Origin of the sequence: Streptomyces sp. SCL15-4, from assembly GCF_033366695.1 — a bacterium.
Classification (GTDB): Bacteria; Actinomycetota; Actinomycetes; order Streptomycetales; family Streptomycetaceae; genus Streptomyces.
In genome coordinates this window covers 1,516,345-1,530,202 of the sequence record NZ_JAOBTQ010000001.1, presented here as the reverse complement: position 1 = coordinate 1,530,202, position 13,858 = coordinate 1,516,345, and the positions used below count along the sequence as shown (strand labels likewise).

The 13,858-nt window shown below is 72.8% G+C and carries 11 protein-coding genes; 7 read left to right on the top strand and 4 right to left on the bottom strand.

Annotated features, from left to right (window positions below):
* Positions 1-25: 25 nt before the first annotated feature.
* Positions 26-1,405: an MFS transporter gene (locus tag SCK26_RS06335; protein ID WP_318200267.1), complete on the bottom strand. Its 1,380-nt coding sequence runs from the start codon at positions 1,403-1,405 to the stop codon at positions 26-28.
* A 179-nt stretch (positions 1,406-1,584) separates the two neighbouring features.
* Between SCK26_RS06335 and SCK26_RS06330 the strand changes: the two genes are divergently transcribed.
* From SCK26_RS06330 to SCK26_RS06300, 7 genes are all read left to right on the top strand, one after another.
* On the top strand, positions 1,585-2,775 hold the full coding sequence (locus tag SCK26_RS06330) for a serine hydrolase domain-containing protein (RefSeq protein ID WP_318200266.1): 1,191 nt from the start codon (positions 1,585-1,587) through the stop codon (positions 2,773-2,775).
* 180 nt (positions 2,776-2,955) lie between these two features.
* Positions 2,956-5,160 (top strand): MMPL family transporter, encoded by a 2,205-nt coding sequence (locus SCK26_RS06325; protein WP_318200265.1) that lies wholly within the window; start codon positions 2,956-2,958, stop codon positions 5,158-5,160.
* Positions 5,161-5,190: 30 nt separating this feature from the next.
* Positions 5,191-6,651, top strand: coding sequence for a streptophobe family protein (locus tag SCK26_RS06320; RefSeq protein WP_318200264.1), 1,461 nt, complete (start codon positions 5,191-5,193; stop codon positions 6,649-6,651).
* An 85-nt stretch (positions 6,652-6,736) separates the two neighbouring features.
* Positions 6,737-7,477, top strand: coding sequence for a response regulator transcription factor (locus tag SCK26_RS06315; RefSeq protein WP_318200263.1), 741 nt, complete (start codon positions 6,737-6,739; stop codon positions 7,475-7,477).
* Between the two features lie 35 nt (positions 7,478-7,512).
* Positions 7,513-8,394: a hypothetical protein gene (locus SCK26_RS06310; protein ID WP_318200262.1), complete on the top strand. Its 882-nt coding sequence runs from the start codon at positions 7,513-7,515 to the stop codon at positions 8,392-8,394.
* On the top strand, positions 8,304-9,032 hold the full coding sequence (locus SCK26_RS06305; RefSeq protein WP_318205932.1) for a HAMP domain-containing sensor histidine kinase: 729 nt from the start codon (positions 8,304-8,306) through the stop codon (positions 9,030-9,032). Before SCK26_RS06310 ends, SCK26_RS06305 begins: the two co-directional genes overlap by 91 nt.
* Positions 9,033-9,161: 129 nt before the next feature.
* On the top strand, positions 9,162-10,241 hold the full coding sequence (locus tag SCK26_RS06300) for a protein kinase family protein (RefSeq protein WP_318200261.1): 1,080 nt from the start codon (positions 9,162-9,164) through the stop codon (positions 10,239-10,241).
* Positions 10,242-10,655: 414 nt separating this feature from the next.
* Here SCK26_RS06300 and SCK26_RS06295 read toward each other — a convergent pair whose 3' ends face one another.
* From SCK26_RS06295 to SCK26_RS06285, 3 genes are all read right to left on the bottom strand, one after another.
* A complete protein-coding gene (locus SCK26_RS06295; RefSeq protein WP_318200260.1) occupies positions 10,656-11,381 on the bottom strand; it encodes a peptidylprolyl isomerase in 726 nt (241 codons plus the stop codon).
* Positions 11,382-11,679: 298 nt separating this feature from the next.
* Positions 11,680-12,204 (bottom strand): hypothetical protein, encoded by a 525-nt coding sequence (locus SCK26_RS06290; RefSeq protein WP_318200259.1) that lies wholly within the window; start codon positions 12,202-12,204, stop codon positions 11,680-11,682.
* 151 nt (positions 12,205-12,355) lie between these two features.
* Positions 12,356-13,183, bottom strand: coding sequence for a class I SAM-dependent methyltransferase (locus SCK26_RS06285; RefSeq protein ID WP_318200258.1), 828 nt, complete (start codon positions 13,181-13,183; stop codon positions 12,356-12,358).
* Positions 13,184-13,858: the final 675 nt, after the last annotated feature.

Genomic DNA, 13,858 nt, shown 5'->3' with positions numbered 1-13,858 from the left:
ACCGCCCCGCGTCCCGCCCGGCCGCTTACGCGTCCTCGCCCGGTCGCTGTGTGCCCAGGCACGGCCGCCGCACGTCCCCGGCCGACTGCTCCGTGTCCGGGCTCAGGCGTCGTGCGTCCCGGTCCGGCCGGACCGTGAGGAGTGAGACCAGCCCGCACACCAGCATCACCCCGCCGGAGAGCAGGAACGCGTGGGTGTACCCGGCGTTCTGCGAGGGCGCGGAGTCCAGCAGGTACCCGGTCAGATACGGGGCCAACAGTCCCGGCAGGGTCCCGGACGCCGCGACGATGCCGAACACCGCGCCCCGCTGGGGCGGAGGGACGACGGCCGAGGTCGTCATGTAGTGCAGCGGGAAGACGATGGCGTGGCCCCCGAACGCCACGGCCAGCAGCGTGAGATGGGCACCCCGGGCGTCGACGAACGGCAGCGCGGTCATGGCCAGCGCCGCCACCGCCACCGCGATCCCCTGCGGGACACCGCGTGACCACCGGTCCGACAGGCCCCGGCGGCGCAGCGTGTCCAGCAGCGGCGGCGCCGACAGCAGCAGCACGAGGCTGAGCGCCGAGACCGCGCTGATCAGCGTGGCCGCCGCGCCCGGCGTCATGTCGAGCTGCGTGCGCAGGTACGCGGGCAGCCATGCGTGGCTCAGCGCCAGGGCCCAGGACGCGCCGAACGCCCCGGCGATGCTGCCCAGCACCGTTCCGTTCAGCAGCAGGCGTCGGTACGGCAGCCGCTGCCCGGCCACCACGGCGGTCGCCGTACGGGTCTCGCCGTAGGGGCCGTCGTGTCCCACCCGCCACCACGCCAGCGCCCACACCAGACTCAGTACGGCCAGAGCCCAGAACGCGGACCGCCAGCCGAAGGCGCTGATCAGTCCCGTCACGGCCGGCGCGGCCACCATCGTGCCGAGCGCCGCGCCCGCGATCTGCAGCGCCGAGGGCAGCCCCCGCCGGTCCGCCGGGAACCACTTGTAGAGCGCGTGCATCGACATCGACGCCGCCGGTCCCTCGGCCGCCCCCAGGAGCACCCGCCCGGCGACCAGGGCCGGCACCGACGCCACGAACAGCACCGGCAACTGGGCCACCGCCCATACGACGGCCATGCCGAACAGCAGTGCGCGGCTGGAGACCCGGGCGGAGACGAAGCCGACGGCCAGCCCGGAGAGGCTGAACAGCAGCGAGAACGAGCTGGAGACCATGCCGTAGGTGCTGTTGCTGATGTCGAGTTCGTCCATGATCGGCACGGCCGCCAGCCCCAGGACGGACTTGTCGGCGTAGTTGACCAGCATGAACGTCACGATCATCGCGGCGATCAGCCATGCGTGCCGCCGGTCCGGTTCCCCGGCGCGCGGTGAGGCCGCCGCGGCGTCCCGGCGGGATGGTGCGGACGAGGACGGTTCGGCCATGGGGCACTCCTGCGGCTCGGGAGGGAGTGGAGGCGGCACCCCCGGTGCGAGGGCGGGGATCTCCAGGCTCGTGCGGCGCCCGAAGGCGGGAAGGCGGGCGCCGCGCGCTGTCGTAGTTAACGAACAGGTTGTACGTTAACGGCGTCCTCGTTCAAGACCTCTGCGTCAACGGAGTTGAGATGACCGACACGGACGCCCGGCTGGGCGACCTGCTGTGGACCCGCGGCTACACCGACCCCGGCTGGATCCGCCGCTTCACCTCGGCCGGCCGCGAACTCTCCCCGAGCCGCCGCGTTTGGCGCGGCCCCGGCCCCGCCCGGCCCCTCCCCAGCGAGCCCGCCGCCCTCGACACGCTCGACCTCGGCCTCGGCGCTGCGACGGCCACCCTGCCGGACCTGTTCGCGACGGCGCAGACCGACGCCTTCCTCGTCCTGCACCGCGGCGTGGTCGTCCACGAGGCGTATCCGCACGGCGCCGCACCCCACGACCCCCACTTCAACGCGTCGGCGGCCAAGTCCTACCTCGGCCTGCTCGCGGCGACGCTGGCGCACGAGGGGGCCCTGGACCGCTCGGCCCGTACCGACGCCTACGTCCCCGAACTCGCCGGAACCGCCTTCGGCGAGGCCCGTGTCGAGGACCTGCTGCACATGGGCACGCAGGTCAGTTATGCCGGCCGGCCCTACGACAAGGCCATCGAGGCCCAGCGCTACCACGCCGTCATAGCCCCCCGGCTGCGCCCGTTCGGCTACAGCGGTCCGGGCACCATCCGCGAGCACCTCCTGACCGCCCGCGCCACCGGGGCACCGGGAACGGAGTTCCGCTACGAGAACGGCAACGTCGAGGCGCTCGCCGAAGTGCTGCGCCGTGTCACCGGTCTGAGCACCTCGGCCCTGCTCGGCGAGCTGATCTGGTCCCGGATCGGCGCGGAGGAGGACGCCTACTACGTCCTCGACGGCGAAGGTGTCGAGGCGGCGTGCGGCGGCTTCAGCGCCACGGCCCGTGATGTGGCCCGCCTGGGGGAGATGCTGCGATGCGGCGGGGCTGTCGGCAGCCGGCAGGTCGTGCCGGAGGAGGTGGTCACGTCCATCACCGCCGCCGTCCCCGACGGCTATCCCCGCCGCGTGCGCTTCCCCGCCGCTCCGCCGACGGCGCCGGCCACGCTGTCGTACCACGACCTGTGGTGGATCCCGAACGACCCGTACGGCTCCTATATGGCCAGCGGCATCCACGGCCAGCGGCTTTTCGTCTCGCCCGGACTCGACCTCGTCGTCGTCCACTTCGGCTCCCAGGTCATTTCGCCGTCCGTGCCGGTCGCCCCGTTCGTCCGGGCGTTCCTGCGGATCGGTGCGCACCTCGCCGGCCTGGGCTGACCCCGTCCGGGAGCTTCCTGTGAACCGGGCCGCACCGATGGTGGCCATGTCCGTTACATCCCTATGGTGGCGGCCGGGACTCCCAGGAAACTCCCAGGATCTCTCCGGGTCCGGTCAGAGAGGGCTGACAGCGTCGGCGGCGGAACTTCTGCAAGCCCGATCCGACTGGGAGCCCTTTCCGTGGCGACATTCCTCTGCAGGCTGGGCCGGTTCTCCTTCCGGAGGCGCCGGCCGGTCGCATTGCTGTGGGTGGTACTGCTCGTGGGGGCGGGGGTGCTGGCCGGACGCGCCCCCGCCGCGCCGCCGAACGACTTCTCCATGCCCGGCACCGAGGCACAGCAGGCGTACGACCTGCTGGAGCAGGACTTCCCCGAGCTGAAGGCGGACGGAGCGACCGCCCGGGTCGTGTTCCGGGCCGAGGACGGCAAGGTCACCGACCCGCAGACGCGCCGGGCCATCGGGGAGACGGTCCGGGCCCTCGGGGACGATCCGCAGGTCGCGCGCGTCACCGACCCCTTCACCACCCACTCCGTGAGCAAGGACGGCTCCACCGCCTACGCCCAGGTGTCCTACGAGGTGTCCGCCTCGAAGCTCGAGGACGGCTCCCGCACCGCGCTGCGGGACACCGTCGAGCGGGCCGCCTCGCCGGAGCTGTCCGTGGAGGCGGGCGGCAACGCCGTCGAGGCCAAGGGCGCGGGTCACTCCTCCGAGGCCGCGGGCCTCGCGGTGGCCGCCGTGGTGCTCGTCCTCACCTTCGGCTCGCTGCTCGCGGCCGGACTGCCGCTGCTGACCGCCGTGCTCGGCGTCGGCTTCGGCGCGCTGGTCATCCGGGTGCTGGCCGAACCGCTGGGCCTCGGCTCCACGACGACCAGCCTCGCCGTGATGATCGGACTGGCCGTGGGCATCGACTACGCGCTGTTCGTGGTCTCCCGCTACCGGGCCGAACTCGCGCGCGGACGCGGCCGGGAGGAGGCGGCCGGGCACGCGGTGGGCACCGCGGGGTCGGCGGTCGTCTTCGCCGGGCTCACCGTGGTCATCGCCCTCGCCGGCCTGTCCGTGGTCGGCATTCCGCTGCTGACCCAGATGGGTCTCGCCGCGGCCGGCACGGTCGTCATCGCGGTACTGATCGCCATCACCCTGATCCCCGCCCTCCTCGGGCTCTGCGGACGCCGGATCGGACCGGTCCGCCCACGGCGTCGGAAGGGCCGGCAGCGACCGGGAACAGGCGTGCGCTGGGCCCGGTTCGTCACCCGTCGCCCGGTCACCGTGCTCCTTGGCGGCGTCGTACTGCTCGGCGTGGTCGCGCTCCCGGCCGCGTCCCTGCAGATGGGCCTGCCCGGCGACGACAGCAAGCCCGTCTCGACGACCCAGCGCCGGGCCTACGACATGATCGCCGAGGGTTTCGGACCGGGCTACAACGGCCCGCTCACCGTGGTCGTCCAGGCCGAGGACGGCGGCAGCGCCGGACAGGCCGCGAAGAATGTCACCAAGCGCCTGGACGGACGCGGGGACGTCACCGCCGTCGGAAAGCCCCGGCTGAGCGCCTCCGGTGACACCGCCGTACTGAGCGTCGTACCGGCCGCGTCCCCGAGCAGCACGCAGACCGCCGACCTCGTGCACGCCTTGCGCGAACCGGCGCTCGTCCGGGACGCCGGCGCCCGGGTGCTGGTCACCGGCACGACCGCGATGAACGTCGACGTCTCGCAGAAGCTGTCGGACGCGCTGATCCCGTACCTGGCCCTCGTGGTCGGTCTGGCGTTCGTGCTGCTCATCGCCGTCTTCCGCTCCCTGCTCGTCCCGCTCAAGGCCGCGCTCGGCTTCCTGCTGTCGGTGCTGGCCGGGCTGGGCGCGGTGGTCGCGGTCTTCCAGTGGGGATGGATGGGGTCCGTCTTCGGCGTCACGGAACCGGGGCCGGTGGTGTCGATCATGCCGATCTTCATGGTGGGTGTCGTCTTCGGCCTCGCCATGGACTACGAGGTGTTCCTGGTGACCCGGATGCGCGAGGCGTACGTCCACGGGCAGTCGCCGAAGGACTCCGTGGTCAGCGGGTTCGAGCACAGCGCACGGGTGGTGACCGCCGCCGCGGTGATCATGGTCTCGGTGTTCGCCGCGTTCCTGGGCTCCGAGGAGCAGATCCTCAAGACCATCGGGTTCGGGCTCGCCGCCGCCGTCTTCTTCGACGCGTTCGTCGTCCGCATGACGCTCGTCCCGGCGGTGCTGGCCCTCCTCGGCCGGCGGGCCTGGAGCCTTCCCCGCTGGCTGGACCGGCTCGTGCCCGAACTCGACGTGGAGGGAGAGCGGCTGGAGTCCTCGCGCCAAGGCGTGGCCGAGGCGGGCGGGGCCGCCCCCGTCGACGTGGCCGCGGGCCGTGTCTCCGGTACCTGAACCCCGTTCCCCGTCCGGAGGAGTCCGCTCATGTCCGCACCGCCGTCCCGCCCCTCCCTTCCCGTGTGGCGTCACGCTCTCGCAGGCGCCCTCGCCGCCGTGACCGCCCTCGTCACCATGTCCGCCACCGCCTGGGCGGCCCTCGTCCTCCTCGGTGCCGGCGCCGTCGCACCGGTTGCCCGGCTGGTGCCGGTGCTGGTGAGCCTCGCCGTCGGCGGCGGCGTCACCCTGGAGTCGGCCGCCGGGGCCGCCGGGTCCGCCGCCGCGGGAGGACTCGGCGGACTGTTCGGCGGGGGCGGTGGCCTGAGCCTCGGGCTGGCCGGTGAGGTGGCGCTGACCCCCCTGACGCTGTCCTTCCTGGGTACAGCCGTCCTGGCCACGGGGTTCTTCCGGCCGCTGCGCCGCCGGGCACGGCCCACCCCCGCGATGCTGTGGGCGCGGTGCGGCGGCGCACTGGCGATCACGGCGGTGGCCCTCCCGGTGTGCGCCGTCCTGGCGCGAGGCACGGTCCGGCTGCCGGAGAACGTCAAGGACAGGATCGCCGAACGCGCCGGCTCCGGCCGGTTCGGCGGCGGGGCAGGCGGTGGGTTCGCCTCGGGCCTGTCCTCGGTCGACTTCCGGACCGATGTCGTCACCACCGCGTTCCTCGGCTGGCTGGGCGTGGTCGCCGTCCTCGCGGTCGGCTGCCTCGCCGCCCGCCGTACGACGCTGCCCCGCCCCGTCGCCCTCGGCGGGCCGCGGCTGAAGTGGAACGCCGTCCTGTCCGCCCTGGCGGGGTCCGCGGCCGTGCTGTGCTGCGTCGCCCTGGCCGTCGCCGTACTCGCCGGGGCCGCGGCGCTGACCGGCCGGGAGCGGGCGGCCGAGGCCGCGGGCGTGCTGCTGCTCGCCGGGCCCAACCTGATCGCCGCACTGCTCACCACGGGGGCGGGCACCTCTTGGGAGGCGGGGGTGCGGCGGCTGCGGCCCGAGGGCGGCGGGATGGCCGGCATGCTCGGCACGGGGCAGCAGGACGGCGCGTCGGACCGGGACCGTGTGGTGGACCTCGGACACTGGGCCGGCGCAGGCGTACCACTGTGGGTGATCGGACTGCTGCTCACCCTGCTCCTGCTGCTCCTCGCCGGATACGTCGCCGCCGCCCGCACCCCGGCCCGCACCGCTCGGGAGGACGCGGACGCCTTCCTGGACCGCCACACGGACACCGCCCTGCGCATGGGCATCGCGGTCGGTGCCGCGACGTTCGTGCTCCCCTACCTCGCGCGCGGCTCACTGCGCCTCGGCGTCAGCCTCATGGGCAGCGAGATGGGCGGCCTGCGCGCCGGCCTCGACACGAGCCCCCGGCTGTCCGCGCTCACCGCGTTCGTCGCGGCCGCCCTCGCCGCGTACGGCGGAAGCCGCCTCCAGGGCCGACGGGCAGGGCGCCGCGAACGCCCCGCGGGAGCGTCCGGTACCGCGTCCGGGCGCCGCGCCCTCACATCGGACCCGGTCCCCTGAGGCCATGTGATCTCCTGAGAAGAACGTTGAGCAACGCCCGCGAAGAGCGGCACCGTGGCATCCGGGAAGGCGGCGAACCACGACCATGGCGGCACCGACACCTCCCCCGCGCACCGCGGGCCGCCCGGACCACCTGCTCGTCGTCGACGACGAGCCCACCGTCAGGGAGCTGCTGCGCACCGCCCTGCGCTACGCCGGGTTCGACGTCGACGCCGCCGCCACCGGCCGGGAAGCCCTCGACCTGGCCGCACGGCACGCCCCCGACCTGGTCCTCCTGGACGTCATGCTCCCGGACATGGACGGCTTCGAGGTGATCCGCCGGCTGCGCGCCCAGCCCCGCTCAGCGCTGCCCGGCCGGGGCGGCGACGTGCCGGTCCTCTTCGTCACCGCACGCGAGGACCGGCAGGACCGGCTGCACGGACTGCGCCTCGGCGGCGACGACTACGTCACCAAACCCTTCGACCTGGAGGAGCTGATCGCCCGCATCAACGCCGTACTGCGCCGCACCCGGGGCGAGTCGCCGGCCCGCCTCACCGTCGGCGATCTGCAGCTCGAACCCGACAGCCACCACGTCACCCGGGCGGGGCGGAGCGTACGGCTGTCCCCGACCGAGTTCCGCCTCCTGCACTTCCTGGTCGCCAACGCCGGACGCACCATGTCGAAGAGCCAGATCCTGGACAGCGTGTGGGAGTACGACTTCGGCGGCGACCCCAGCATCGTCGACACCTACATCAGCTACCTGCGCCGCAAGGTCGACACCGACGGGCCCAAACTCATCCACACCGTCCGCGGCGTCGGGTACGTCATCCGCGAGCCCCGGCCGTGAGGCGCTTCCCTTCGCCCACGGCGAGGCTCGGCCGGATGTCGCTGCGCACCCGTCTGCTGTGCCTGTCCGTCGCACTGGTCGCCGTCGGTCTGCTCGGCACGGGACTGCTCGTCACCACGGCCCTGCGCGGCTACCTCCAGGACCGGGTGGACGACCGGCTCGTCCTGACCGGACAGATCGCCGCCCGGCTGGCACCGCCGTCCGGGGCCGGCACCCCGCCGAGCGTGCGCGCCCTCAGCGTGCTCGGCGACACGACCGTCACGTACGTGGACGACACCGGCGCCACCCGCAGGACCTTCGACGCCAGCACCGCACCCCCGGGCGGCGGTCCCGACCTGCCCCGTCTCGACCGTGCCACCGTCCTCGCCCACCGGGGCCGCCCCTTCACCGTGCCCGCGCGCGGTGGCGAGCACCCCTGGCGGGTCATCGCGCTGACCCAGCCCGCCCAGGTCTTCCCCCCGGACAGCTCCGCGCCCCGCGGCAGCGTCGTCGTGGCCACCTCCCTGGAAGAGGTGCATCGCACTGTCACCAAGACCCGGAACCTCTCCCTGACGGCAGGCGCGGCGCTGCTCACGATCCTCGGCGTCACCGGCTGGTTCGCCGTACGCTCCGGACTGCGCCCCCTCACCCGGATCGAGGAGACCGCGACCCCGATCACCGCCGGCGACTACTCCCACCGCGTTCCCGAACTGGCCGCCCCGAACACCGAAGTGGGACGCCTGACCACCTGTTCCAACCAGATGCTCGGCCGCATCGCCTCGGCCTCCGGGCCCGCCCGGAGGCCGAGGCGAGAACCCGGCGCTTCTTCGCCGACGCCAGCCACGAACTGCGGACGCCGCTCGTCGGCATCAAGGGCTACACCGACCTGTACCGCATGGGCGCCATACCCTCCCGCGAGGACGTCGACCAGACGATGACCCGCATCGCCGAGGAGTCCGCACGCCTCACCCGCCTCGTCGAGGAGATGTTCCTCCTCGCCCGCCTGGACGAGGACACCGAGGGCGCGGCCACCGGCGGCACGCGTACCGCCAGGCAGTCCGTCTTCGCCCTCGACCTCGCCCCCATGGACCTGCGCACCCTCGCCGCCGACGCCCTCCACGACGTCCAGGCCCTGGACGCCACGCGTCCGGTGACCCTGACCGGGCCCGGCGGCGGAAAACCCGCCACCGCCCCGGCACACGCCGACGAGGCCCGGCTCCGACAGGTCGTCACCAACCTCATCGGTAACGCCGTCACCCACACCCCTCCCGGCACCCCCATCCGTATCGGCGTCGGCACCGTCGGCCGGCACGCGGTCCTGGAGGTCGCCGACCAGGGCCCCGGCCTCACCGCCACCGAACGTGCCCACGTCTTCGACCGCTTCTACCGCACCGACGACTCCCGCACCCGTGCCACCGGCGGTTCCGGCCTCGGCCTCGCCATCGCCCACGCCCTCGTCACCGCCCACGCCGGCCAGATCACCCTCGACACCGCCCCCGGCCAGGGCTGCACCTTCCGCGTCCTGCTGCCCCTGGCCGACCCGCTGGACGACCGGGCCGTGGACGCGACGACGTGAGCGAAGGGTCCAGCGACCAGGAGGTGGGGGTTCCGCTCACGTGCCGCCGTTGACGGCAACTTCGGGAGCCGCGTTGGGACGCCTGGCATGATCGTCAGCGGTCAGTGTGATGTCAGGCAGGAGCCACCTATGGATGAGACCGAGTCACTCCCCGCCGCGCGTCTATCCGCCTACGCGGCCGTAGGAGCACAGCTGTCGTTGCTCAGCGACCGAAGGCTCGGCGATGCGGTGGCTGCCGCTCCGTCACTGGGCTCGGGCATCGGTGGCAGACGGGGCGAGATGGAGGTCGCGGGGATACCTGTCTTCGTCAAGCGGATTCCGCTGACGGACATCGAGTTACGGCCGGAGCATGTGCGCTCGACCGCCAACCTGTTCGAGCTCCCCCTCTACTACCAGTACGGGGTGGGATCGGCAGGGTTCGGTGCTTGGCGTGAACTGGCCGCGCACGTCATGACCACCGCTTGGGTCCTGGGGGACGAGTTCGCCGGTTTCCCGCTCATGTATCACTGGCGAGTTCTGCCGGACCGGCCTCCTGCCGGCTTCGCCGATGAGTTCGGAGGCGTCGAGGGAGCCGTCGCGCATTGGGAGGGATCGCCCGCCGTACGTCATCGGCTGGAAGCCATCGGAAGATCCTCCCTCAGCCTGGTGCTCTTCCTGGAACACGTGCCTCAGACACTCGCGGCCTGGCTCAGCGCCACCCGTGACGCGGCCGGCACGGAGCCAGGAGGCGACTCCTCTTACCTGTGGGTGGAAGACGCGCTGGTGCAGGGGACCGAGTTCATGAGTTCACGCGGGCTGGTGCACTTCGACGCGCACTTCGCCAACCTCCTGACCGACGGCCAACAGGTGTACTTCGCGGACTTCGGGCTTGCTCTCAGCCGCCACTTCGAACTCTCGGCTCAGGAAGCCGCCTTCCTCGCCGACCACCTCACGTATGACCGCTGCTACGCACCGTGGCATCTGCTGCGTCACCATCTACCCGAGGCCGTGCGCGGTGACACGGAAATCGGGACTTTCCTGCACGAATGGATCGCAGGCCGCCGCCCCGACGGCGTTCCTCCCGGGATCACGGCGATCATTGATCGCCATGCCCCGCACGCCGTCGTCATGGACGGCTTCGCCCGTCGACTTGTTACGGAGACCAAGCGCACCCCGTTCCCCGCAGCCGAGGTTTGGCAGGCCCTGGCCAGCGCGTCAGCATCGAGGTGAAATGTGCGCCGCGACCGTGCCTCACGGGTTCTCCTCAGCCTGCGCGGTGCGGGGCTCCCAAGGCCGACAGCGGGTCGGCGTGCCATGCGCTGGGTATCGTCATCCGCGACGAGGTCCAGGTCCCGGTTCCGCTCGTCTACTGTTTGTTCCGCGTTCGCGCGAACAGCAGGCCCGTTCTACGATGACTCGACGATCTTCGCCTTACTGCGCAGCTCGCGCACTGGCTCGCCGCTCCGCTTGCGTTTTTTCGTCATTGCATGATGAACCCACCGCCTGACACACCGACACCGGACCGCGTGACGGGCGGGGCGGCTCGGACACGCGGCACCGTCCGGGCCGCCGTCGTTCCCGGGGGCGGTCCCTGACGAGGCCGACGGCGTCAGCCGGATTCCTGGTGACCGCACCGCACGTTCATCAGGACCGGCAGGACGGGCGGACGCTGAGCAGTTCGGTGTGCAGGGCGGGCGTGCCGTCGACAGGGGCCGGGTCCTGCGGGGTCGGCTCGGTGCCGGCGGCAGCGACCTTGTCGAGCGTCTTCAGGCCGGCGGCACCGACCGTGCCGAACACCGTGTAGTTCGGTCGCAGCGCGGAGTCGCCGTAGACGACGAAGAACTGCGAACCGTTCGTGTTCGGCCCGGCGTTGGCCATCGCCAGCAGACCCCGCCCGTAGAGGCGGCGGGCTCCGGTCGGATCGGTCGGTGCCGGCGGCAGGTCCACCGGCAGCTCGTCCTTGTACGCGTACCCCGGGCCGCCCTCGCCGGAGCCGGTCGGGTCACCGCACTGCAGGACCTTCAGCGTCGGATACGCCGTCAGCCGGTGGCACACCGTGCGGTCGTAGAACCGGTGCCGCGCCAGGTGCACGAAGCTCTGGACCGTGCACGGCGCCTCCGCCCGGTCCAGCCGCAGCGGGAGCGGTCCCTGGCTGGTCCGGACAGCCGTGTCGACCGTGCCGTGAGCGGGGGTGTGCCGCGGGTCGGGCGGCAGGGGAACCGGCCGCGCCGCCGGCTCGTCCGGGGTCTGGGTGTACTGGCAAGGGCCGTGCGTGGTCCGTGGCGGGGCCTCGGCAGCGGAGGCGGTGGTGCTGCCCCCGGACACGGCCAATGCCGCTGCCGCGCAAGCGGTGATGAGAACTCGGTTCATCGTGCACACCCTCCAGAAGATCGTCAGATTTCGGAGCGGTCGCAGTCTAGGGCGCGTCCCGGCGGGCGAGTACCCGTCCGCGCGCCGCATTCGCTCCCGGTCCCGGGCCGGCAGGCGACTTTCGTTCCCAGGACACCGACTTCCCGGAGGTGGTCGCCTACGTCATTCCCGTCGGGGAGGCCCCGTCACTGAAGGACCTGCGCCGCTTCCCGGACGGCGGCGACCGCGTCCTTGACCCCGGTGTGGGCGAGCAGCGCGCTTTCGATCTCGCCGAGCTCCACGCGGTGGCCGCGGACCTTCACCTGGCGGTCGCCGCGGCCCACGTACCGGATGTCGCCGCCGGGCAGCGGGACGGCGAGGTCGTCGCCGCGTCCAGTGCGGTCAGCACGACCACGGGTGTCCGCGCGGTCGCGGGATGCGCGGTCGGCAGCCGGTACACCTCGTAGCTGTCCACACCGGGCATGTTGAGGCCGAGCAGCGCGGCGTTCGGTCGCTCCCGCCCGACGGTGGCGGCGGCATGGGAGCCGTCGCGGAGGAAGGTGACGGACCCGGCGACCTCGCCCAGCAGCGGACGGACGGCCGCGACGAACGCCTCGTCGTCGACCACCACGAACGAGCCCGCCACCGGGCGCGTACGTCCCGTCGCCGCCACGTGCGCCGCTTCCGCCGCCGACCGGCCGGGGGAGGCGGGGATCTCGACGGGCACCTCGGTGCCGCGGCCGATCTCGCTGTCCAGCGTCAGCCGGCCGCCCAGCGACTCAGCGCGCCTGCGGGCGTAGGGCGGCCCGTTGGGCAGCACGTTGCGCGGCATCCTGGTCGGCATGACCTCATCGGTCACCAGGGGTCCGAGCCCGATGCCGTCGGGAATCCGCCGCCGCACACCCTGCGGCAAGGCAACATTCCGGGGAGCAGTAGGGCAAGCACGCGTGCTGCTCGTTGCCGCTCGCCCTGTACCGCTGCCGGCGGAAGGAGGCTCAACGAACGGCCAGCAGGCCGTACAAAAGGGGGATCCGCGGCTCGGGCAGCCGCCACCAGCCGGAGTCCGTACGGACCATCCGCGGCCAGCGCGGCCAGGGAAGTTCGTCGCTCTCCCGCAGTCGCCGGATGCCCATTCCCGCATCCGTCAACGCGTTCACGACCTCTCCGATTCCGTGCATCCACTCGTAACTGTCCGTGGCGCCCTCGACGGCCGGGCCGTCGGTGTAGGTGTGGGTGGCGTCCCGGTGCACCGGACCGGAGCCCCCCAGGTAGTCGTGGCGCAGCAGCAGCTCCGGTCCCTCGTCCGGACCCGGTTTCGGGCCGAGCGCGTTGAGCAGCGGGTGGAACTCCACGATGTACAATCGCCCGCCCGGCCGCAGAAGCCCGGCCACGACATCCGCCCACCGGCCGAGGTCGGGCAGGTAGCACAGGGCGCCCTTGCCGGTGTAGACGACGTCGAACCGCCGGCCCTCGAGCGCCGCCACGGCGTCGTACACGTTGGCCTGGACATAGGTGACGTCGAGGCCCGACTTCGCGGCGAGGTCCCGCGCGACCGTCACGGACGCCGCGGAGAAGTCCAGGCCGACCGCCCGGGCTCCACGCCGGGCGAGGGCGAGCGTCTCCGTGCCGAGGTGGCACTGGAGGTGCAGCACGTCCCGGCCGGACAACTCGCCGAGGTCCTCCCACTCGAACTCGGCGAACCAGCGCTCCGGATCCAGGCCCTCGTCCAGGCCGTAGAACCGGCTGGTGACGTGGACCGGAGTGCGGGCGTCCCAGTTCGCCTGGTTGGCGCGCATCAGCCGCGCGTGCTCGGCGGAGGTCATGAGGACATCCAACCGCGCCCCGGCCGCGCATGAGGGAGGAACCGGAAAAGTGCCGTGCCGGGTGTCGACTCGGCCGGTTCCCGTTCGTCGGTGGGGTGTACCCCTTCAGCCTGCGCTCCCCGCTGTCCAGGCCGCGCGGCGGGACCGGACGCGGCAGCCGGGCCGCGGCCAGAACGTCCATCAGCCGGTGCTGCTCGGCGTCGGCGTAGCGGGTGGCGTCGCGGAGGGCGACGACGGACCGGGTGAGGGCGAGGAACAGCCGGTGGTCGGCCTTGCACCTGCCCAAGGCGTCTTCGCCCGTCCCCGCCGTCGTACGCGCTGACGACGACGGCGGCGATGCCGAGTCAGGCCGTGGCGGGGGCCGAGCAGCCGGCAGGCCGTCAGTGCCCCGCGAAGGGCCCGCCGGTCGGCGGGGCCGGCCCAGACGGTTACCTCCGCGGTGGTCGCCGGCAGCGCCCGGGCGAGGGCGGCGGTGGGCACCCGTGAGGTGCGGGCACGGCCGAAGTACGCGTCGCGGTCGGCGTCCTGAGGCTTGACCGGGTATGGCGGGGAGGGCGTAGACCGGACACCGTCCCGCAGTGCGGCACGAGAGGCGGGCAGCAGTTCGGGCGGAGGCGGCCACTGGAGGCTCGTACGGGTGACCACGGGTTGCGCGGAAGAAGTTGCCGGAGGTAC

Excerpts from the sequence above, each read along its gene's own strand:
- SCK26_RS06310 (WP_318200262.1), top strand. The coding sequence starts at position 7,513 with ATGTCGCTGCGCACCCGTCTGCTGTGCCTGTCCGTCGCACTGGTCGCC.
- SCK26_RS06290 (WP_318200259.1), bottom strand. The coding sequence starts at position 12,204 with ATGCCGACCAGGATGCCGCGCAACGTGCTGCCCAACGGGCCGCCCTAC.
- SCK26_RS06295 (WP_318200260.1), bottom strand. The coding sequence starts at position 11,381 with ATGAACCGAGTTCTCATCACCGCTTGCGCGGCAGCGGCATTGGCCGTG.
- SCK26_RS06335 (WP_318200267.1), bottom strand. The coding sequence starts at position 1,405 with ATGGCCGAACCGTCCTCGTCCGCACCATCCCGCCGGGACGCCGCGGCG.
- SCK26_RS06315 (WP_318200263.1), top strand. The coding sequence starts at position 6,737 with ATGGCGGCACCGACACCTCCCCCGCGCACCGCGGGCCGCCCGGACCAC.
- SCK26_RS06330 (WP_318200266.1), top strand. The coding sequence starts at position 1,585 with ATGACCGACACGGACGCCCGGCTGGGCGACCTGCTGTGGACCCGCGGC.
- SCK26_RS06300 (WP_318200261.1), top strand. The coding sequence starts at position 9,162 with ATGGATGAGACCGAGTCACTCCCCGCCGCGCGTCTATCCGCCTACGCG.
- SCK26_RS06320 (WP_318200264.1), top strand. The coding sequence starts at position 5,191 with ATGTCCGCACCGCCGTCCCGCCCCTCCCTTCCCGTGTGGCGTCACGCT.
- SCK26_RS06285 (WP_318200258.1), bottom strand. The coding sequence starts at position 13,183 with ATGACCTCCGCCGAGCACGCGCGGCTGATGCGCGCCAACCAGGCGAAC.